The following is a 20,638-nucleotide window of genomic DNA, read 5'->3' as shown; positions in this document are numbered from 1 at the left end:
CCTGCTCGCTCATGCGACCGACGAAGGAGGGCGCATGAGCGATCACAGTGGTCACCGCATGCCGCTCGGCGCCACCGGCTGGTCGGTGTGGCGCGAGGCGGTGTTACGCAGTACCGGCTTCCCCGCCGACGGCCTCGACAGGCTCTCCGCCCCCGCGTGCGCGGCGGCCGCCGACGCGTTGCTGGCGGGCGAGATCGGTGCGGAGGTTTTCGACAAGGCGCTGGAGCAGGCCGTGCACGAGAGCGCCAGGGAGCTGGGCGGCATCGCCGCCGACCCGCTGTTCCGCGAGGCGATCACCTGGCAGAACCGGGGTGTCCTCGTCTCGCTCGACGCCCTGGTGCGCGGCGGCCCGACGCAGAAGCGCGACTCCCGCAGGCGCAAGCGCGAGCGGATCGTGGCCAAGTACTGGCAGCGGTACTGCGCCAAGAACGAGACCGTTGGCTTCTTCGGCCCGGTGACCTGGGTGACGTGCACGCAGGACGGGCCGACGGTGACCGCCGCACCCGGCCGGGGACTGTTGAGCGACCGTCGGGTGCGCTTCGAGGACTGGGCGCTGCGCTCCTACATGGAGGTGCTGGCGGACGATCTCCTGATCCGCCGCTCGCTGCCTCCCGCCCTCCAGCCACATCTCACGCTGGAGGGCCGGCTGATACGGCGTCCCGCCCAGCCGCCCTTGCCCGTGTCGGCGGCCGAGGCGGCGTTGCTGTCCCGGTGCGACGGCAAACGCAGGGCGTCAGACGTGGTCGCCGACGTGCTCGGCAAGGCGGGCATCCGCACCGAGGAGGATGCCTATCTGCTGCTGGAACGGCTGGCCGAGCGCGGCGTGCTGTCCTGGCGAGGCGACGTGCCGCAGTCAGAGCACGCCGAGCAGCGGCTGGGCGAGCTGCTGGCGGGGATCGAGGATCCCGGCGCGCGCGAGCGGGCGATGGCGGGTTTCGGCAGGCTCGGCGCCGCCAGGGACCGGGTGGCGCGCTCGGCGGGCGACCCGGAGGCGCTCGACGCCGCGCTGGACGCGCTGAGCGCCGAGTTCACCGAGATCACGGGTACCGCCGGCGAGCGCAGGGCGGGCCAGACCTACGCCGCACGCGGCCTGGTCTACGAGGACACCACCAGGGACGTCCGGGTGACCTTCGGCGAGTCGCTGCTCGAGGGCATCGCCGGTCCGCTGGAGCTGATGCTCGGCGCCGCCCGCTGGCTGACCGCCGAGCTGGCTCACGCATACGGCCAGGCGCTGCGCGAGCTGTTCGAGGAGCTGCGTGCCGACGGGCCGGTGCGCCTGTCGGACCTGTGGTTCCTGGCGCAGGGCATGATGTTCGGCGCTGGCCCCAGGCCCGTCGACGCCATCGCCGAGGAGTTCGCGCGCCGCTGGTCGGAGCTCTTCGGCCTGGCCGACGTGGCACCGGGCACGGCGGAGCTGACCTTCACCGCGCGGGAGCTGTCCGCCTCGAAGACCTTCGCCGCTGCCCGCCCCGGCTGGTCCGCCGGCCGGCTGCACAGCCCTGATCTGCAGATCTGCGCCGAGAGTGTCGAAGCGGTGAACCGCGGCGACTACCTGGTCGTCATGGGTGAGATGCACGCGGCCTGGGCGACGTTCGACTGTTCGGTCCTCACCCTCGCCCATCCCGACCCGGGCGCGCTGCGCGACGCGCTGACCGCCGATATCGGCCCACGGCGGATCAGGCCCCTGTACCCCGTCGACTGGCCGCGCTACACGGGCCGGATTGCCCACTCGCTCATCCACCCCACGGACTGGGATCTCGGCTGGACCGCCGCGCCGGGCACCGATCCGGATCGGCTGCTGCCGGCGGCGGGGATGCTGGTGACCGAGGAGGGCGCGGGCCTGGTCGCCACCGCCTCCGACGGGCGGTCCTGGCCGCTGATCGAGGTCTTCTCCCAGCTGGTGTCGATGCACGCCGTCGACGGCTTCAAGCTGGGCGGCGCGGACCAGCACGGGCACAGCCCGAAGATCACCATCGATCGGCTGGTCGTGGCCCGCAGGACGTGGCGGACCACGGTCGACGCCACGGGCTTGGCCGACGTCGAGGGAGAGCGGGCCAGGTATCTGGCGGTGCGCGGGTGGCGGCAGCGGCTCGGACTGCCTGATCGGGTCTTCGTCAAGCTGAGCACCGAGATCAAGCCGACGTACGTCGATCTCACCAGCCCGGTCTTCTGCGACCTGCTGTGCTCCATGGTCCATGCCGCCCGCCTGGCCGCCGGGCAGGACGTGCAGCTGGTGGTTTCGGAGATGCTGCCCACCCCCGACCAGGCCTGGCTGCCCGACGCGGCGGGTCGCCGTTACTTCACGGAGTTGCGGATGCAGATGGTCGACCCCCTTCACGGAGGCACGGGATGACTCTGGCGGACTTGGTGCTCGCTCAGGCCGCGCGGCGCCCGCAGGCGCCCGCCGTACGGCAGCGGCAGGACGTGCTGACCTACGGCGAGCTCGCCACCATGGCGGGCGGGCTGGCAGCGCGGTTGCCGGAGGTGGGCCCTGAGCGGCTGGTAGGGGTTTGCCTACGGCGGAAGCCGACCATGGTGGCCGGGATCGTCGGTGTCATGGTGGCAGGCGGCGCGTACGTACCGCTCGACCCCGATGCCCCCGCCGCGCGCAGGGAGCAGATCGTCGAGGGGGCAGGCCTCGGCATCGTGGTGGTCGACGAGTACACGGCGGACCTGTTCGAGGGAATGGACGTGCGACTCGTCCTGGTCGACGGCCCGGCGGCCGTACCGGAAGGCCCCGGACCCGCGCTCTCCGGAAACCCCGCCTACGTGCTGCACACCTCGGGCTCCACGGGGGTGCCGAAGGGCGTCGTGGTCAGCCATCTCAGCGCGTGCGAGTACGTGCGCTACGTCATCGAGTCCACCGGCGTGGACGAGCACACCCGCGCCTTGGCCTTCGCCTCGCTCGTCTTCGACGTGTCGGTGCAGGACATCTTCGTCCCGCTGGCCGCGGGCGGCGTCGTCATGCTCGCCGACGAGGTCGACAGGCACGACCCGGTGCGGCTGCAGCGGTTCTGCGCCGAGCACGAGATCTCGTGGGGTTGCCTTCCGGTCTCGCTGCTGCCTTTGCTGGACCCCGAAGGCCTGCCCGCGTGGCGGACCCTCATCACCGGAGCCGAGGCGCCCGGGCCCGAGCAGGTGGAGCGGTGGACCACCGGCGGACGCAGGTTCCTCCACTACTACGGTCCCACCGAGACCACGGTGGCGGTCACGGCGTTCGAGGCAACGGGGCGATGGGAGCGTCCCCTGCCGATCGGCAGGGCAATGCCCGCCCATCGCGTCCATCTCGTGGACGAGGAGCTGCGGGAGGTGCCGCCCGGCGTGCCGGGCGAGCTGCTGATCGGCGGCCCCGGCCTGGCCCGCGGCTACCTCCGGCAGCCTGGGATGACCGCCGAACGATTCGTCCCCGACCCGTTCGGCGGCGAGCCGGGTGCCAGGCTCTACCGGACCGGCGACCTTGCCGTCCTGCAGCCCGACGGCGAGCTGCTCTTCCTGGGCAGGAGCGACGGGCAGCTCAAGATCCGCGGGCAGCGGGTGGAGATCGGCGAGGTGGAGACCGTCCTGCGCGGACATCCGCGGATCGGGCACGCCGTGGTCGAGGCGGTCCAAGCCCCGGCGGGGACCAGCCTCGTGGCCTTCTGCACCCCGCTCGGCGAGGAGCCTCGACCGGAGCAGGTGCGGGAGTACTGCGCCGAGCGGCTGCCCGACGTGATGGTACCGGCCCAGGTGCTGTTCCTCCCGAGCCTGCCCACGTCGGCGTCGGGGAAGGTGGACGGCACCGCGCTGCGCGCGCTGCTCACCAGCCCCGCCACCGGCCGCGGCGCGCGTCCGGGCACGCCGCTGGAGCGCGACGTGGCCGAGGTCTGGTCGCGGGTGCTGGGCCTGGAACCCTGTCTCGAGGACGACTTCTTCGCCTGCGGCGGTCACTCCATCAGCGCCATGCGCCTGGTCAGCGGCCTGCGGTCGGCGATCGGCCGAGAAGTCACGGTGGAGGACGTCTACGCCGCCCGCACGCTGGGGGCTCTCGCCGGCCTGCTCGCCGAGGCCCCGCCGACGACCGATGACCTGCCTGCGGACAGCCCGCCCGCTCTGACGGCCGCGCAGCGACGGCTGTGGTTCCTGGACCGGCTCGCGCCCGGCAGCGTCGCCTACAACATCGGGATCGCCGAGCGGCTGCTAGGGCCCCTGGACGTGGCCGCGCTCGAGCGCGCGCTGACGGCCGTGGTCGAACACCACGACGTGCTGCGCTGGCGAGTGCCGGACGCCGGCGGCGTCCCTCGCGTGGAGGTCGACCCGATCGGACCGGTGTCGCTGGACGTCGAGGACGTCGCGAGCGAGAGCGAGCTCCACGAGCGGCTCGCCGCGGCGGCGGCCCATCGGTTCCAGCTGGCCAGAGGCCCGCTCTGGCGGCCTCAGCTGTTCCGGCTCGGGCCACGGGACCACGTGCTGTCGGTGACCTTTCACCATGCGGTGTTCGACGGCTGGTCGCAGCGGCCCTTCCTGGAGGACCTCGCCCGCGCCTATGCGGGCGAGCCCCTGCCTGAACCGCCCGCCCGGTTCGCGGACTACGCGGCGTGGCGGGCCAGGCGTGACGGGAGGCGCGGCAAGGCCGACCTGGCCTGGTGGGCCGAGCACCTGGAGGATGCGCCGACCGTTCTGGACCTGCCGAGGGACCGTCCAAGGCCGGCCGTACAGACCTATGCGGGCGCGCTGGCCACCGCTGCGCTCTCTCAGGCGACCACTGCCGCGATCCGCGACCTCGCGACCCGGCTGGGCACCACTTCCCCCAGCGTGCTGCTCGCCGCCTTCGCCGAGCTCGTGCGCCGCATCACCGGGCGCGCCGACATCGTCGTCGGCACTCCGGCGGCGGACCGCAGGCACGAGGCATTCCACGACCTCGTCGGCTTCTTCGTCGACATCGTGCCGATCAGGCTGCGGGCGGCGGAGGGGGCCGGCTTGGCCGAGCGCGTTCGCGATTGCGCCGACGCGGTCATCAACGCCCTGGCCAGGCCCTCCGCCACGATTGAGTACATCGTCGACACCCTTGCGCTGCCGCGGGACCCCGGCCGGGCCCCGCTGGTGCAGGTGCTGTTCAACGTCTACAACTTCCCTGAGCCGCGGCTCCGCCTGCCCGGGCTGAGCTCGACGGGCATCGGCACGGCGCCTGCGGGTTCCCCCTTCGACCTGACCGTCTACGTGGTGGAGCGCGAGGGCCGCTACGCGGTGGACATCGTCTACAACACCGACCTGTACACGGCGGAGCGGATCGACGCGCTGCTCGCCGCGTACACGACCCTGCTCGGCGCGGCCGTCGCCGATCCCGGCAGTCCGGTGGAGTCCTTCGCGCTGCCCGGCGTGGAGGCGCTGGCGGAAGGCATTGCCGACGAGCCGGTCGAGAGCACGCCGGCGACGGAGAGCGGGCACAGCGAGCCGGCGACCGACACCGAGCGGCTGCTCGCCGGGATCTGGTGCGACGTGCTCGGCCGTGGCGAGGTGAGCGCGACCGACAACTTCTTCGACGTCGGCGGCACGTCAATGGCCGTCGTCGTGATCCGAGACCGGCTGGCCGCGCTGACCGGGCGCCAGACCACGGTCGTCGAGCTGTTCCGCTACCCGACCGTGCGTGCCCTGGCCGCTCACCTCGACGGCGCGTCCGGGCACCCAGAACTGAGCCGAGCCGATCGGCGTGCGGGTGCACGCCGCCAGCTGCGGGACAAGCGCAGGAGGAGACAGTGACAGAGTTGTCGCAGGACGCCATGTACGAAGACGCCGGCGGGGAGCCCATCGCCATCATCGGCATGAGCGCCCGCGTGCCCGGCGCCAACGATCTCGAGCAGTTCTGGCGCAACTTGATCGACGGCGTGGAGTCGGTGACGTTCTTCACCGACGACGAGCAGCGCGCTCGGGGGGCCACGCAGGCTCAGCTCGACAACCCGATGTTCGTGAGGGCCGCGCCGGTCATGATCGACATGGAGCATGTCGACAACGAGTTCTTCGGCATGAGCACGCGCGAGGCGGAACTGGCCGATCCGCAGCAGCGGGTCTTCCTCGAGCAGTCGCATGCGGCGCTCCAGGACGCCGGTTACGATCCCGGCCGCTACGACGGCGCCATCGGGGTCTACGCCGGCTCCGGCCCCAGCCAGTACCAATGGCTGAACCTGCAGACCAACCCCGACCTGGACAGCGAGGCGCTCAAGCTCGGCATGTCCATCGGCAACAACATCGACTACGTCGCCACCACGGTCTCCTACCGGCTGAACCTGCGCGGCCCCGCGATGACGGTCACCACCGCCTGCTCCTCCTCGCTGGTGGCGCTTCACCTCGCCTGCGAGGCGCTGCGCGGCGGCGAATGTGACATGGCGTTGGCCGGTGGCGTGTGCGTCGAGCTGCCGCACGGGATCGGGTACCCGGCCATGGACGGCTTCACCTCGTCCGACGGGCACGTCAGACCGTTCGACGCCCGCGCCGACGGCACCATCTGGGGCAGCGGTGTCGGTGTGCTCGTGGTCAAGCGGCTGGAGGACGCGCTGGCCGACGGTGACCACATCCGCGCGGTCGTGCTCGGCAACGCGATCAACAATGACGGCAGCAACAAGATCGGCTTCTCCGCGCCGAGCCACGCGGGGCAAACAGAGGTGGTGGCCGAGGCGCTCGGTGTGGCGGGAGTGGACCCGCGCACGATCGGGTACGTGGAGGCGCACGGCACCGGCACCGCCCTCGGCGACCCGATCGAGGTGGCCGCGCTCAGCGAGGTCTACCAGCGCGACACGGACGACAGGGGCTGGTGCGGCATCGGCTCGGTGAAGTCCAACCTCGGTCACCTCAGCCAGGCCTCCGGCGTGGTCGGCGTGATCAAGGCCGTGCTGGCGATGGAGCGCGGCGTGATCCCGCCGACCGTCAACTTCGAACGGCCCAACCCGGAGATCGACTTCGACACCAGCCCTTTCTATGTCGTGTCCACCCCGTCGAAATGGGACGCGGGAGCGCATCCCAGGCGGGCTGCGGTGAGCTCGTTCGGCATCGGCGGCACCAACGCCCACGTGATCCTCCAGGAAGCGCCGCCGCCGGAGGCCGTGCCCGCCGGCCTGCCCGCCACCGGCGGGCTGCGGCCGCTCTGGCTGTCCGCCCGCACCGAGAGCGCGCTGCAGACCATGCGTGCCCAGCTCGCCGAGTTCCTCGCCGGGCAGCCCGAGCTCAGCCTCTCCGACGTGGCGTACACGCTCCGGGTGGGCCGGGCCGACCACACCCACCGTGCGGCGGTGTTCGCCGGCGACCTGGCGGATGCCGTGGCCGCGCTGGGCGACCGCAAGCGCTGCCACACCGGTACGGCGAGCGGCACCGCGCCCAAGGTGGCGTTCCTGTTCTCCGGCCAGGGCTCGCAGTACGCCGGCATGGGCGCCGAGCTCTATGCCGCCGAGCCGGCGTTCGCCGCCGCCGTCGACGAGTGCGCCGAGATCCTCCAGGCCGAGCTGGGCGAGGACATCAGGCCCCTGCTGTTCACCGAGGGCGGCGACGAGCGGCTGCGCGAGACCCGCCTCACCCAGCCCGCGCTGTTCACCGTCGAGTACGCGCTGGCCAGGCTCTGGCAGGAGTGGGGCGCCAGGCCGGCCGCGATGATCGGCCACTCCGTCGGCGAGTACGTCGCCGCCACGCTTGCCGGAGTCTTCGCGCTGCCCGACGCGCTGCGCCTGGTGGCCGCCCGCGGACGCCTGATGCAGTCGCTCCCGACCGGCTCGATGCTGGCCGTGGCGAAGGACGAGAAGGATGTCGCCGCGATGCTCACCGACGGGGTGAGCATCGCCACGGTGAACGGACCGGGGACGTGCGTGGTGGCGGGGACGTCCGAGGCGATCTCGGCGTTCGCGGAACACCTCGCGGGTCAAGGCGTCAAGTCCACGCTGCTGCGCACCTCGCACGCCTTCCATTCGCCGATGATGGACCCGATCCTGGCCGAGTTCGAAAGCCTCGTGGCGGCCGTGCCGCGCCGGGCCCCGAGCCTGCCGTTCCTGTCGAACGTGACCGGTGACTGGATCACCGCGGAGCAGGCGACCGATCCCGGCTACTGGGCCGCGCACATACGGCGGCCGGTGCGCTTCGCCGACTGCGTGGCCCGCCTGCTGGCCGACGGCGCGTGGGCGCTGGTGGAATGCGGCCCGGGCAAGCAACTGGCCGGTCTTGCGCGCATGCAGATGCGTGAGGCGGTCTCCAAGGGCGCGCTGCCGCCGCTCCCCAGCCTGCCCGCTCCCGGTGAGAGCACCGGCGACCTCTCGGTCCTGTACGGCACGGCCGGCCGGCTGTGGATCGCGGGCGTGCCGGTCGAACCGCCGACGACCGGCCGGAGGGTGCCGCTGCCCGGCTATCCGTACGAGCGCAAGTACCGGTTCATCCCGCCAGGTGAGGGCAGGGTGCCCGAGCCGAAGCGGGCCGCCGGGCCACGGCCCCTCGATGACTGGTTCGAGATCCCCACCTGGCGGCAGGTGGCACCGCCGGACCCCAGCGAGCCGATCACCAGGTGCCTGGCCTTCGTGGCCGGTGAGCGGGGCACGGAACTGGTGTCGGCCATCAGGGCGACCGGCGGCGAGGTGATCGAGGTCCGCCCGGGCGGGGAGTTCTCTGCCGGCCACGACGGAGGGGGCGGAGTTCCCGAGCCGATGACCGTGCGGCCGGGCGAGCGTTCCGACTACGACGCCCTCGTGGCCGCGCTGGCCGAGAACGGCGGGATGCCGAGTCGCGTGCTGCACGCGTGGGCGCTGGACGGCGAGCCCGCGGGCACGGACCTCGGCTCCCTGGCACAGGCGCAGGAGCACGGCCTGTTCAGCCTGCTCTGCCTCGTCCAGGCGCTGACCGCCGCGCAGGCCGCCGACGGCGTCGAGCTGGACATCATCACCGCCGGCACCGAGGACGTCCTCGGGGGCGATCTGACCAGACCAGAGCACGCCACGGTCGCCGGAATCGCCCGGGTGGTGCCGCTGGAGGTCCAGGGCCTGCGCGTGCGCCACCTCGACCTCGAGCCCACCGGCACCCCGGCGAGGACCGTCCTGGCCGAGCTGCGCAGGGACGCCCCTGGCGACGTGCTCGCCCTGCGCGGCGGGCGGCGCTGGGTCAAGGAGTTCCAGCAGGTCCGCCTGCCGAACGGCGCTGAAGGTTCCGGGCTCAGGCAGGAGGGCGTCTACCTGATCACCGGTGGTCTGGGCGGCATCGGCCTCACCCTCGCCGAGCACCTCGGCACCCGGCTCAGGGCCCGGCTGGTGCTGCTCGGCAGGAGCGGCAACGTCACGCCCAGGGCGGCGGCCACTATCGCCCGGATCGAGCAGGCAGGCGGCCGGGTGACGGTGGTGCCGGTCGACGTCACCGACCCGGTGCGGCTGCGCCAGATCAGGGATGAGACGCTCGCCGCGCACGGCGCGCTGCACGGCATCGTCCACGCGGCAGGCCTGCCGGGCGGTGGCATGGCCGAGGTCAAGGAGCGCGCCGCGGCGCAGGCCGTGCTCGATCCCAAGCTCGCAGGAACGGTCGCGCTGTGGCAGGCCTTCGGCGACCTCGACCTGGACTTCGTCGCTCTGTGCTCGTCGGTGACCGCGATCAGCGGCGGTTTCGGCCAGGTCGACTACTGCGCGGCCAACGCCTTCCTGGACGCCTACGCCAGGACCGCGCACCGGACCCGCGTGATCAGCATCAACTGGGGCGCCTGGCTCGAGGTCGGCATGGCCGCGGCCGCCGCACCCGCTGCCGGCCTGTCCGCGAGCGCGGCGACCATCGCCGTCGACCATCCCGTCGTGCGCGGCCGTACCGGAGCCGAGTGCTCCGGACCGCTCGCCGCGGCCACGCACTGGGTGCTGGACGAGCACCGCATCGGCGACGTGCCTGTGCTGCCGGCCACCGGCCAGCTGGAGTGTGCGCGGGCCGCGTTCGCGGCGGCCGTGCCCTCCCCCGGCGACGGACACTCGGTCGAGCTTCGCGACGTGGTCTTCCTCGAGCCTCTCGCAGTGCCCGACGGGACGACCGCCCAGCTCACCGTGGCGTTCTCCGACGGCTCCTCCTTCGAGGTGCGGGCAGGCGGTCGCAGGCACACCCAGGGCGCGGCAGCCTGGATCCGGCCCGAGCCTGCCGCGTCCACGGACCTCGCCGCGGTGAAGAGCAGGCTGCGCGCGATCAACGCCCAGGGCGAGGAACACGGCAGCGTGCTGACCTTCGGCCCGCGCTGGCGATCACCGGAGCTGATCTGGCTCGGCGATGACGAGGAGCTCGCGCTCGTCGAGGGGACCGAGCAGGTCGCGGCGGAGGTGGACCGCTGGGGGCTGCACCCGGCACTGCTCGACGTCGCCACCTCCTTCGGCAGCGGCAGGGGGACCGGCGCCTACCTCCCGCTGAGCTACGGGCGCCTGCTCGTCAGGTCGGCCCTGCCCGCTCGCTTCTACAGCCATCTCCGCCGGAGGGGCGACGGCGGCGGCGGTGAAGTCGTCACGGCGGATATCACCCTGCTCGACGAGTCGGGGGCCGTGCTCGTCGAAATCGAGGAGTTCGTCCTGCGCCGCATCGACGCCGAGGCGGTCACCGGTTCGCTGGCGGTGGGCGGCCCCGGCTCCACCGCGACCGGAATCGCGCCTGCCCAGGGCGCCGAGGCGTTCGTCCGCGTCCTGGCCGCGGACCTGGGTCCGCAGATCGCCGTCAGCGCGACCTCTCTCGACGAGATCACCAGGCGGGAGCGCCTGACCAGGGAGAGCCTGGAGTCGCACGTCCCGGAACGCCAGGAGGACTTCGTGGCGCCCGAAGGGGAGCTCGAGGCCGCGCTGGCGAAGGTGTGGGGCGAGATCCTCGGCGTGCCCGAGGTCGGTGCCGACGACGACTTCTTCGACCTCGGCGGCAACTCCCTGGTCGCCGTCCAGCTCATCGCGCAGGCGCGGTCGGTGGCCGGGGTGCGGCTCCCGATGCGCACCCTGTTCGAGGCGCCCACGGTGCGGCAGATGGCGGCCAGGGTCGAGCAGCTCAGGGCGGAGCGGCAGGCGGAGGCCCCGGCCACGACCATTCCGCGCCTGTCGAGGGGGAGGTAGCAGGTGCTCGGCGAGTCGATCGCAGCCCGCTTCTGGGCCGTGGTGGCGGAGCATCCAGGGCGCACGGCTGTGCTCGGCGACGACGGCGCGCTCACCTACGCCGAACTGGCGCAGGAGGTGCGCGCCGTCGCGGCGGCCGTGCAGGGGGCCACGCGCGTCGGGCTCCTGCTCGGCCACGGTCCCCGCATGCTGGCCGGCATCCTCGGCACGCTCACCGCCGGCGCGACCTACGTCCCGCTCGACCCCGGCTATCCGCATGTACGGCTGGCACGCATGGCCGAGCTGGCCGAACCCGACCTGCTGCTCGCTCTGCCCGAGCACAAGGATCTGCTCCCAGGGGCCGGCGACATCGTGGACGTCACGTCCCTGCCTCCGGCCCTCGAATTCCAGCCGGTCGCCGTGGACCCGGATTCGCCGGCGTACATCCTGTTCACCTCGGGGTCGACGGGCCGGCCGAAGGGCGTGGTGCAGACGCATCGGGGGGTGATGTTCCAGATCAGGACGCACACCGCCAACCTGCGCATACAGCCGTCCGACCGGCTCAGCGTGGTCTCCTCCTTCAGCTACGACATGGCGGTGACCGACAGCTTCTCCGCCCTGCTCAACGGGGCCGCGGTCGTGCCAGTCGACCTCCGCGAGCACGGGCTGGCCCACCTGGCCGAGGTGCTCTCGGAGCGGGGTGTCACCATCTACCACTCCACCCCGACCGTCTACCGATACCTGCTCGACTCGCTGTCGCCGCAGGACGTCCTGGCCGGCGTGCGGGTCGTCCTGCTCGGCGGTGAGGAGGTCGTCCACGACGACCTCGACCGCTTCCGCAGGCACTTCACCGACGACTGCGTGTTCGTCAACGGGTACGGCGCCACCGAGATCTCCTTCGCGGTGCAGAACCACCTGACGTCGGCGGACCTGGCGGCAGGCAGGGGCATCGGGACCGCGGTGGTGCCCATCGGCTTTCCCCTCGACGGGGCGGAGATCGTCCTGGACGGGAGGTACGCGGAACCCTCGCAGGTCCCGGGAGACTCGAAGGATTCTTCGCGAGGTCTTTCGAGAGGCTTGGAGGGCTCCGAGGAGGGTGAGATCGTCATCCGAAGCGCCTTCCTCGCGAGCTACCTGGGCGCTTCGGAACGAGACCAGGCCAGGTTCGGCCGCGACCCGGACGGCACCCGCTGCTACCGCACAGGCGACCTGGGCCGCAGACTCCCCGACGGTCGTATCGCCTACCTCGGCCGGCTCGACAGGCAGCTGAAGATCCGTGGCCACCGCGTCGAGCTGGGCGAGGTAGAAGCGGCTCTCGCCGAACTGCCCGGGGTCTCCAGGTCCGCCGTGACGACCCGCGAGATCCACGGCGAGCGGCGAATCGTCGCCTATGTCCTCGGCGACGCGATCGACACGACCGCGCTGCGCCGCGGCCTCGAGCTGGTGCTTCCTGATTTCATGCTGCCGTCGGCCTTCGTGGAGGTGGACTCGCTCCCCCTGACACCCACCGGCAAGGTGGACACCGACGCCCTCCCCGCCCCGCCCAGCCACCAGACCCCGGCCGAGGGCCCGCGGCTCGCGGGCCCGATCGCCCCGCTGGCCGAGCACGTCACCGCAGCCTGGCAAGCCGCCCTCGGAGTGCAAGCGCTCGACTGGGACCAGAGCTTCTTCGACGCCGGCGGCCACTCACTCCTCATGGCCAAGATCCAGCACCACCTCGAACAGTCCCTGGGCAGGCGTATCCCGCTGACCACGCTCTACGCCCACCCCACGATCCGTTCCCTGGCCCAATGGCTCGCCGACGAAGCAGCAGAGGGGGTGAAGGGCGGAGAGCGGGCAGACACGGCCACGCGCCGGCCACACACTCCCGCCGACCGAGCGGCACTCCGCCGCAAGCGCCGTGGCACTCGCGACTCCTGAGAACGCGGACACGGTCCGACCCGGCGACCGCAAGACCGCCACGAGAGTCGGTGCACCGCCTGAATGCGGTGGAGGCGGATCAGCGTGCCGCGCCACCGCGAACTCCAGAACGTTCCGACCTCGCCCAAGCACGGGTGAGGCCTTGATCGACGGGTGACACGACGGATGCCGGAAGGGACAATACAAAAATGCGGACCTCTGCCGTGGCGATGTTATCGGCCCTGCTCCTGACGGCGACGGCGGCGTGCGCGCCCGCAGTGGCGCCGCCGACGCCCTCCTCCGCGGCCCCCCAGGGGGTACTCACGCAGACGGAGGACCAGATCGCCCGTACAGCGGCCAGCCTGCGTCAGCTGGACGATATGCCGCTGTACGAAATGACCTACCACGGCGACTATGACGCCGAGGCACCGCTTACCAAGGAGGAGCTGGCCAGGAAAGGGGACGGCTGGGCATGCTCGCTGTTCCACCGCCCCGGCGAATTCGGCAGGAACTTCGACTGGCAGCCCAACCCGGCCATGGTCGTCCACACCCGCCCGCCGGACGGCTACGCCTCGCTCTCCCTGGCCGACGTCTCCTACCTGTTCCCGCCGGGCGCCCGGCCGGACCTGAGCGCCGCCCAGGACCGGCGGCGGCTGGCGCACGCGGTGCTGACCCCGTTCGACGGCATGAACGAGAAGGGGCTCGTCATCGGCCTGGCCCAGGCGCCCGACGCGCGGCTGCTCGCGCCCACCCCGGGACGCACCACCGTGAGCGGAGTGCGGATCATCCGGCTCATACTCGACCGGGCCGCGACCGTGTCCGAGGCGATCGACGTGATGGGTCGCTACAATCTGGACTTCACCGGCGGCCCGCAGCTCCACTACCTGATCGCGGACCGGGCGGGCAAGTCCGCGGTCGTCGAGTTCGGCAACGGGCGCATGAACGTCATCGAGGACCGCTACCTCACCAACATCACGATGAGCGGCGCCGACCGGGCCGCCAAGCTGGCCGACCGCCGCTACCGGCTCCTCGCCGAAGGCGGCGACACGGACGCGATGGAGCTGCTCAGGAGGGTCGCTCAGCCCCACACCCGGTGGTCGATCGTCTACGACCTGGATGACGCGACCGCCAAGATCGTCACAGCGCAGCAGTGGGAACGCGTGCACGACTTACGCCTCTCCGCGGGCGGTTAGGTCGGCTCAGGACATGCCCCATGCGACCTGAGGCCGGCGAGCCCTCTGGAGCGAGGTCCCCGGCGAGGTGAGGCCCCCGATCGAGGAGCTGCACGCGAGCCGTGGTGTGCGCCGCCCGGCCGTGCGCCGAATACGGCCGGCGCGCCCGGCGCGGGCGGCAATGCCGACGCCTCCGGCCCAGGGGGACCCTCCGCGTGAGCCCGTCACCATGACGGGCTCAAACGCCATCGCGCTGTCGCAACGAGGTAGGACAAGCTCGCCGTGCGCACGAAGCAACGATCCTCGTCGCGGCGATCCACGAATGGCTCTGATCAACCTTGATACCGCGCCCTAAGGAACTGCAGAGAAGCAACTCGTAGCATTCCGTTCGCGGTCGATGATCTGGTACGGGCGTGTCGGCAGAGACCGTGCCAAATGTCGACGGCGAAGCATGATGCGATCTTGCCGCATCTGGAAGAGCGGCAGACCACTGTCAACGGCCGGGTCAGCTCCAGTCGGTCAGCAGGCGCTGGAACTGCTCGTTCGCCTCTACCGGATCGAAGTCCGGCATGGCCTCGCGCATGAGATCGTGCGTCTGGCGCTGGGCGTCCGCGCGCGCCGCCCGCACCGCCAGGAGCGTCTGCTCGGCCAGCTCCTGGCTGCTCAATCGCGTCACGCGGGGGCCGTAGGTGATCCCGAGGACCCGGCCGTTCACGTCCACGGTAGCCTTGACCTGGCCTTCCGCCGTTTCGCCCGCCCCCACGATCTGGTCGAGGTCCGCCTGCGCCGTCTCCAGCCAGGCCAGCACCCGCTCACCCTGGCGGGCCACGTCGTCGATGTGCTGGTCTGTGATGTCGGCGGGGTCGAACTGTTGGCCGTACACGCTTGCCTCCGAGCCTATTGAAGAAGATCGCGGGCGACCTGCTCGACCCGCCCGCGTACGAAGGTCTCGTCGAGCGGCTGGGGCAGTGCGGCGGCGCTTTCCGCCGCGTCCGCGATCTCCTGCGCCTTGCGCGCCGCGTCCTCCTGTGCCGCCCGGAGCACGGCGGCGACCTCACGGCCGAGCGCCGATTCTCCGAGCCGCATCGCCCGCGGGTCGATGCGCAACCGGGTGAGCCCGCCCTCGCCGTCGGCGGCCGCCTCGAGTAGCCCGTCCTTGCTCTTCGCCAGACCCTCCACCTGTCGAATCGCGGATTGGGCCGCCTGCAGGTCGCGTATGACCCGCTGACCTTGGGCGAAGTATTCGAGCAGGTACTCGTCGTCGTTGTCGGGCGTGGGTGGCCGCATGTCGGACCTCCGTCTGTCAGGAGAGCGGACGGCCGCCCAGTCTAGACACATACGACCGCGATTTTGACATGGAGGTTCACGTCTCATGAACGGCAAATGTTGTATAGATCATGATGTGTGACGATATGGTACTTCGGCATGACGGGACTTGAGATCGCCTTGGGGGCTGTGGGGCAGGAAGCCTCCCGGATCAGGACCCATGGAGAGGACTACAACGCCGCGCTCGAGCCGCTCAAAACTCGCGGCGATGGGGTGTCCTCGTTCGGGGACGATGGTCTGTTCGGCATGTTCACGAGCATGTACGCCGAGTGCCGCGCGGTGTCGATGGCCGCGCTCGCAGGGCTGTCCACGGTGATGGCGGATACAGGCGACGGCCTGCACGCCGTGGTCAAGAACACGCGCGACGGCGAGGCCGCGAGCACCGAGAACGTCCAAAACCTCGGTCGCACATGGCTGTAGTGCTTCCCCCGGCGGCGGCCGGGATGATGCAGATGCTCGGTCCATGGCCGAACATGGACGAGGACGACGTCAGGGCCGAGGGCAACGCCGCGCGGGTCGCCCAGTCCAGTACGGCCCCCGCGGCGAGCGGTGCCGATTCGGCGGTCCGCGCTACGCAGCAGGTTTACCGCGGCGAGTCCGCCACCAGCATGGAGAACCACTGGAACAGGACCGGTGCGCAGGGCGGCCACGTCGCTCAGGCGAACGCTGCGATGAAGGTGATGCCGGTGGCCTTGGACGGTACCGCTTCCGTGGTGTCGGCTGTGAAGGTGGCGGCGGGCACGCAGGCGGTGTTCACCGCAGTCGGCGTGGCCAAGGCGCTGGCGTTCGGCGGAGCGGTCGGGGCGACCGTCGCGACGGCCCGGGTGCTGGCATCGCGTCAGGCGGTCAGGAAGATCCTTCGTGAGGGCAGCGAGGGCACCGGCAAGGTGATCGCTCCCATCGTGCGCCGCCGGGTCACCGAACCGATGCGCCGCATCCTGGACGACCTGCGAGGCCCAGGAGGTCCCGGATCACGCCTGGCCGCGGCCGGCCCGCGCGGTGTCGTGCCCTTGCGGTCGTCTGGTCTGCGGAATCCGTCCGGACCTCGGTCCGTCAAGGACGGCATCGCCCAGATGGGCCGCAGGAACAACAGGGATAACCAAGGCAATGGGCGTGGCAGGGGCAGTGGTGGCGGAAGCGGCCGCAGCGGGGGCTTCTTCTCTCGCAACTCGAACAATGGCTCACGCCATGACGGAAGAATTCACGGCGATCCGCCTACCAGCGCCAAGGGCATGACGGAGGCGGACGCGAAGCGCGCCAGAGATATGTTGAAGAAGAGCATCAAGACGAGGAAGGCCGAGGAAGAGAGAAAGGGCTGGGAGGCCGGGCACGCGGAGCGGATCAGAAGGGAAGAAAGGGCTCTCAAAGACCTCGAGGACAGCATACGGCGACGTCAGTTCGACGAGACGCCCAGCTCGTCGTCCAGCGGGGGCACGTACAGCGGGGGTTCCCAAGCCAGCGCCGACCGCTACCCCACTGATGCCGAGTTTGAGCAGCAGAAGAAGAACAGGAGGTGGTAAGGCCGATGCAGACGCAAGCAGGCGAGGATCTGATCGAGCGCATCCTTGCACATCCGGCAGACGCCGACCTCGTGGGCTCGGCGGCCAACGACCTGCTCAGCGAGCTGTACGCGGGATTCCCCGTCGAGAACCTCGCCAGACTTCTCCACAGCGGTGATGACCGGATCCTGCCGACGGCGACCTGGTTGCTGTCGGAACTCGCCGAACTCGCCGCGCCGCTGATCGACGAGGTTCCGGCCCTCCTCTCCAGCCCGATCCGCACTGTGCGATACGACGCGATAGCAGTGGTGCTGGAGAACGCCGACGAGCGGCACGGGCCCATCATCGCGCAGGTCATGAACCTGAGCCGAGACGCAGACAGCGCCGTCCGTTGGAAGGTCCTCGAGTTCCTGACCGAGGCCTCGGTCGAGCAGCTTGAGGCAGGGGCGGCATGCCTGCCCCCCGGTCAGGTCAAGGAGTTGGCCGAGTGGCTGATTCTCCAGGACGACGAGGAGCCCGATCTGGCCGGCATCGTCATCCGGCTCGAGGCAGGCGACCCAGTGACCCGGCTGTTCGCCGCGGCGGCCGCCGCGAGTCTGTCCGACGAGGAGGATACGAACCTCTTGGAGCACGCGGCCATGGTCGATGAAGAGGAGATCCGCTCGTTCGCCCAGGAGCGACTGAGCGAACTGCGCGAGGATGTAACCCACTAGGTGTGTATCAAAGTTGATCAGGGGCCGACTCGGTCGGCGCGGCCTCCGCGGGCCCGCGCCAGCACTTTGACCACCTCGATCTGCGTGGGGCTGTTGATTCTCCCGATGAACTGGGTTGTGGCGTTACCAGCAATATGGTTGTGCAGGCCGCGCGGCGTCTGGGTGGCGAAGACAAGGCCGAGGCCGTACTTACGCGCCTGTGAGGCCAGGGTCAGCGTGCTGGCCAGCGCTTCGTCTCGCCTCATCACTGCGACCGATGAAACTGATGACGGAGACGCGTGCCCGCTTGCCCGTAGACGGGCTGAGCAACTGCTCGGGGTTCGGCGGCGATCTGATCCGCGCGGTCGATCTGGCTGACTTCCAGCGGCAGGACGGCGAGCAGGCCAAGAAACGCGGCGAAGTCCGCGCGCCGTGGCACGGTCAGTGGGGTGTCATCAGGAGCACCTCTCGGGTGGTGCCGCCGTCTCGAGTGACCAGGCGGTACGTGCCGGCGTCCGTGACCTCGAGGCGCCAGGCGGAGCTGCGCCCGCCGAGGGGACGGCCGGTGCGCGAGTCGACGATCCGGTAGTAGCCCTCGTCGATGTGCACGAAGCGCCAGGTGTCCCCCAGCCTCTTTCGGTTGGCCGGGTCGGTGATCAGGAGGTCGCCGACCGGCTGGATGCGGAACTGCTGGCAGGCTTCCCCGCGCCAGGTGAAGGTCTGCACGGCCCCGTCCGGCCGATCGCAGGCGTCGAGCACGCGGCCGGCCAGCTTGTTCTCGATGCGGGACCAGCCGCGGTCGGTGGGCAGGACCCGGAACTTCTGGCAGTCGTTGTCGAGCCAGCCCCATTGCGCGACGCGGGCACCGTCCGCGTCGACGCAGGCGGCGACCTCGGCGACCTTGTTGCTGTGCCGGTTGAGGATGCTCGACCAGCCGCCGCCCCGATATTCCAGGCGCCACTGCCGGCACGCGTCTCCCACCTCTGGGGCTGTCAGCCGGATATCCGCACCCTCGTAGCCGCAGGTGGGGTTGTCGACCGAGTCTGCACCGTCGCGGCTCACCAGCGTCACGTACGCGGGCCCGCGACCGTGGCCTCGGTTGCCGCTGAGCGGGTCGCCGAGGTGCGGCCAGCCGCCGTCCCAGGAGATCGGCCGGACCGAGCCCTTGGGCAGCGCGCCGTCGTCAGCGTCGTAGTAGTGGTGGACGTACAGGTCTGGTTCATTGCCTTGGCGCAGCAGGACGTCCCCGCCCCCGGTGCCTTGGAAGCCGTTGTAGCCGCGCAGCAGTTCGGTGCCACCGCCTTGCAGGAGCGGCACGCCGTCGCGGTCGACGTACGGTCCGTGGAGGCTGGTCGATCGGCCGACGACGACGCGGTAGTCGGAGTTGACGCCACGGCAGCAGAAGTCGAAGCTGGCGAAGAGGTACCAGTACCTTCCCTTGCGGACGATCGACGGGCCCTCGACCGCCGCGCCGCCCCGGGAGGCGAGCGAGTACAGCGTCGTGTCCTGCCCCGACAGCAGGCCCGTCGACGCGTCGAGGCGGCGCATCTTGATGCCGTCCCAGAACGAGCCGAACGACAACCACGGCACCCCGTCCTCGTTGAAGGTGACGTCGGCGTCGATCGCGTTGAAGTTGTCGGACGTGCTCGAGCGCAGCACCATGCCGCGATCCACCCAGCGGTAGTCCGGACTGTCGGGGTCGAGGGTGGCGTTGGTGGCCAGACCGATGACGGAGTTGTTCGTTCCGAACGAGGAGGCGGCGTAATAGAGGTGGTACTCGCCGTCGAAGTAGGTGATGTCCGGTGCCCAGAAGTCGCCCGGCGTGACGCCGAGCTCGTCCACCACCCACTGCGGCGGCGTGGTGAAGACCGTTCCGAGGAGCGTCCAGTGCACCAGGTCGGTGGAGCGTCGGATAGGCAGATAGGTGCGGGTCTCGATGTCGCCGGTGATGATCTCGTAGTAGTACCGGCCCTGTCTGATGAGCGTCGGATCGTGGGCGATCGGGTCCGGAGAGGGCTGCGCCGGCGGCCCAGCGGCTGCCGCCGCTGCCACCGGAGCCCCCGAGGCGGCCGGGACCGCCAGCACCGCCGGGGCCGTCGGGGCCGCGCCGAGCAGCACCCCGAGCAGCAGCGCGGCCACAGGGCCCAGCACGCGGGGGCGGCGGCTCATCGCTGGTTTCCCGCAGCCTGGGGGCGGGTCGCGTGCGCCGCTCTCGGCGTCGTAGGTGATGGCGGCGTCGCCAGGAACCCCACCGTGCCAGGCGGTGCCGTACGCAGCCGGTTCATAGAACCCCACTCAACGTTATCGTTGACGTTCCGTCGCCAGGTTGGGAGTAGCGCCTAACTCGGACCAGAATGGTGGCAAGTGTTAGCGCAAACAGGACGACCGTCAAGACCGAGATGAGATCCTGCGGGTCACGCGGACGTCCCGGCAGCCTGTGGGCACCTGCTGTCTATGCCCGCACTTCTGCTACGCCGCGACGTCTCCAAGGATGCGGAACTCGCAGTCCTACGCCGCCAGGTCCGCCGGTCATGAATTCGCCTATGCGATCAGGACGCGAACCCGAGCTTGCGCAGCAGGTCCTGGTGTGCGAGCTGTCCGTAGTATTCGAGCATTTCTGCGATCCGGCCCTCCCGGAAGGTCACCCTCATGATGAGCCGGTTCTCGTAGGTGTAGCCGTCGGCGAGTTCGGCGACCATACGCTCCTCCACGATGGCCACGTCGGGGTCGTCCGTCTGGTGGAACAGGACGTCGTGCACGGCGATGCTGCGCGCCCCGGCGACCAGGCCGGTGAACGCGGCGTGCAGCGCCTCACGCCCGGAGATCACCGCGGGCAGGCCCGCGACCGGCAGGGCAGCCTCGTAGGTGGCGTCGTCGCACCAGAAGGTGACGAACTCGTCGATCCGGCCGGCGTACAGCAGCTTGCTGGAGCGGCTCCACACGTCCTCGTTCCGCGCTCGGGCGGCGGCGAGGTCGGCGGCAGTGATGGAGATGGTGTTCGGCGTCATGACGTACTCCTT

The 20,638-nt window shown here is 70.8% G+C and carries 14 protein-coding genes; 8 read left to right on the top strand and 6 right to left on the bottom strand.

The genetic code is table 11. The annotated features are described in order from the left end of the window. Nucleotides 1–34: 34 nt before the first annotated feature. The 5 genes from ACTWQA_RS48610 (at nt 35) to ACTWQA_RS48590 (ending at nt 14,122) form a co-directional block, all read left to right on the top strand. Nucleotides 35–2,353, top strand: coding sequence for a lantibiotic dehydratase (locus tag ACTWQA_RS48610; protein ID WP_443165643.1), 2,319 nt, complete (start codon nt 35–37; stop codon nt 2,351–2,353). Further along, nucleotides 2,350–5,736: an amino acid adenylation domain-containing protein gene (locus ACTWQA_RS48605; RefSeq protein ID WP_443165642.1), complete on the top strand. Its 3,387-nt coding sequence runs from the start codon at nt 2,350–2,352 to the stop codon at nt 5,734–5,736. The genes ACTWQA_RS48610 and ACTWQA_RS48605 overlap by 4 nt, the downstream gene beginning before the upstream one ends. Then, nucleotides 5,733–11,051: an SDR family NAD(P)-dependent oxidoreductase gene (locus tag ACTWQA_RS48600; protein WP_443165641.1), complete on the top strand. Its 5,319-nt coding sequence runs from the start codon at nt 5,733–5,735 to the stop codon at nt 11,049–11,051. The genes ACTWQA_RS48605 and ACTWQA_RS48600 overlap by 4 nt, the downstream gene beginning before the upstream one ends. 3 nt (nt 11,052–11,054) lie before the next feature. After that, nucleotides 11,055–12,950, top strand: coding sequence for a non-ribosomal peptide synthetase (locus ACTWQA_RS48595; RefSeq protein WP_443165640.1), 1,896 nt, complete (start codon nt 11,055–11,057; stop codon nt 12,948–12,950). Between the two features lie 188 nt (nt 12,951–13,138). Continuing rightward, on the top strand, nt 13,139–14,122 hold the full coding sequence (locus tag ACTWQA_RS48590) for a carcinine hydrolase/isopenicillin-N N-acyltransferase family protein (protein WP_443165639.1): 984 nt from the start codon (nt 13,139–13,141) through the stop codon (nt 14,120–14,122). A gap of 484 nt (nt 14,123–14,606) precedes the next feature. Here the strand turns inward: ACTWQA_RS48590 and ACTWQA_RS48585 are convergent, their stop codons facing one another. Together ACTWQA_RS48585 and ACTWQA_RS48580 are read right to left on the bottom strand one after the other, a co-directional pair. Then, the gene (locus ACTWQA_RS48585) at nt 14,607–14,984 is read right to left on the bottom strand and encodes a YbaB/EbfC family nucleoid-associated protein (RefSeq protein WP_443165638.1); all 378 of its coding nucleotides are present in this window, start codon (nt 14,982–14,984) and stop codon (nt 14,607–14,609) included. Nucleotides 14,985–14,998: 14 nt separating this feature from the next. Continuing rightward, complete coding sequence (locus ACTWQA_RS48580; RefSeq protein ID WP_327589517.1) at nt 14,999–15,388, bottom strand: YbaB/EbfC family nucleoid-associated protein; 390 nt, start codon at nt 15,386–15,388, stop codon at nt 14,999–15,001. A gap of 138 nt (nt 15,389–15,526) precedes the next feature. Here ACTWQA_RS48580 and ACTWQA_RS48575 point away from each other — a divergent pair, with 138 nt between their 5' ends. From ACTWQA_RS48575 to ACTWQA_RS48565, 3 genes are read left to right on the top strand one after another with little or no spacing between them, the layout of a single operon-like run. Then, nucleotides 15,527–15,847, top strand: a complete 321-nt coding sequence (locus ACTWQA_RS48575) for a hypothetical protein (protein ID WP_443165637.1) — start codon at nt 15,527–15,529, stop codon at nt 15,845–15,847. After that, entirely contained in the window at nt 15,838–16,947 is a 1,110-nt protein-coding gene (locus ACTWQA_RS48570) for a hypothetical protein (protein ID WP_443165636.1), read from the top strand. Before ACTWQA_RS48575 ends, ACTWQA_RS48570 begins: the two co-directional genes overlap by 10 nt. Before the next feature lie 5 nt (nt 16,948–16,952). After that, nucleotides 16,953–17,639 carry a hypothetical protein gene (locus tag ACTWQA_RS48565; protein WP_443165635.1) on the top strand — a complete coding sequence of 229 codons (687 nt, stop codon included), beginning with the start codon at nt 16,953–16,955 and terminating at the stop codon, nt 17,637–17,639. A 17-nt stretch (nt 17,640–17,656) separates the two neighbouring features. On the opposite strand, the gene ACTWQA_RS48560 is transcribed toward ACTWQA_RS48565, so the two are convergent. The 4 genes from ACTWQA_RS48560 to ACTWQA_RS48545 all read right to left on the bottom strand — a co-directional run bounded on the left by ACTWQA_RS48560 (nt 17,657) and on the right by ACTWQA_RS48545 (nt 20,626). Next, on the bottom strand, nt 17,657–17,884 hold the full coding sequence (locus ACTWQA_RS48560) for a hypothetical protein (protein ID WP_443165634.1): 228 nt from the start codon (nt 17,882–17,884) through the stop codon (nt 17,657–17,659). Next, nucleotides 17,884–18,057 (bottom strand): hypothetical protein, encoded by a 174-nt coding sequence (locus ACTWQA_RS48555; RefSeq protein ID WP_443165633.1) that lies wholly within the window; start codon nt 18,055–18,057, stop codon nt 17,884–17,886. The genes ACTWQA_RS48560 and ACTWQA_RS48555 overlap by 1 nt, the downstream gene beginning before the upstream one ends. A 2-nt stretch (nt 18,058–18,059) precedes the next feature. Beyond that, nucleotides 18,060–19,913 (bottom strand): family 43 glycosylhydrolase, encoded by a 1,854-nt coding sequence (locus ACTWQA_RS48550; protein ID WP_443165632.1) that lies wholly within the window; start codon nt 19,911–19,913, stop codon nt 18,060–18,062. A gap of 254 nt (nt 19,914–20,167) precedes the next feature. After that, entirely contained in the window at nt 20,168–20,626 is a 459-nt protein-coding gene (locus ACTWQA_RS48545) for a nuclear transport factor 2 family protein (protein WP_443165631.1), read from the bottom strand. Nucleotides 20,627–20,638 lie beyond the last annotated feature (12 nt).

Source organism: Nonomuraea sp. 10N515B, from assembly GCF_052245915.1.
In the GTDB taxonomy this organism is placed as follows: Bacteria; Actinomycetota; Actinomycetes; order Streptosporangiales; family Streptosporangiaceae; genus Nonomuraea.
This window is presented reverse-complemented; position numbering and strand designations above follow the sequence as displayed.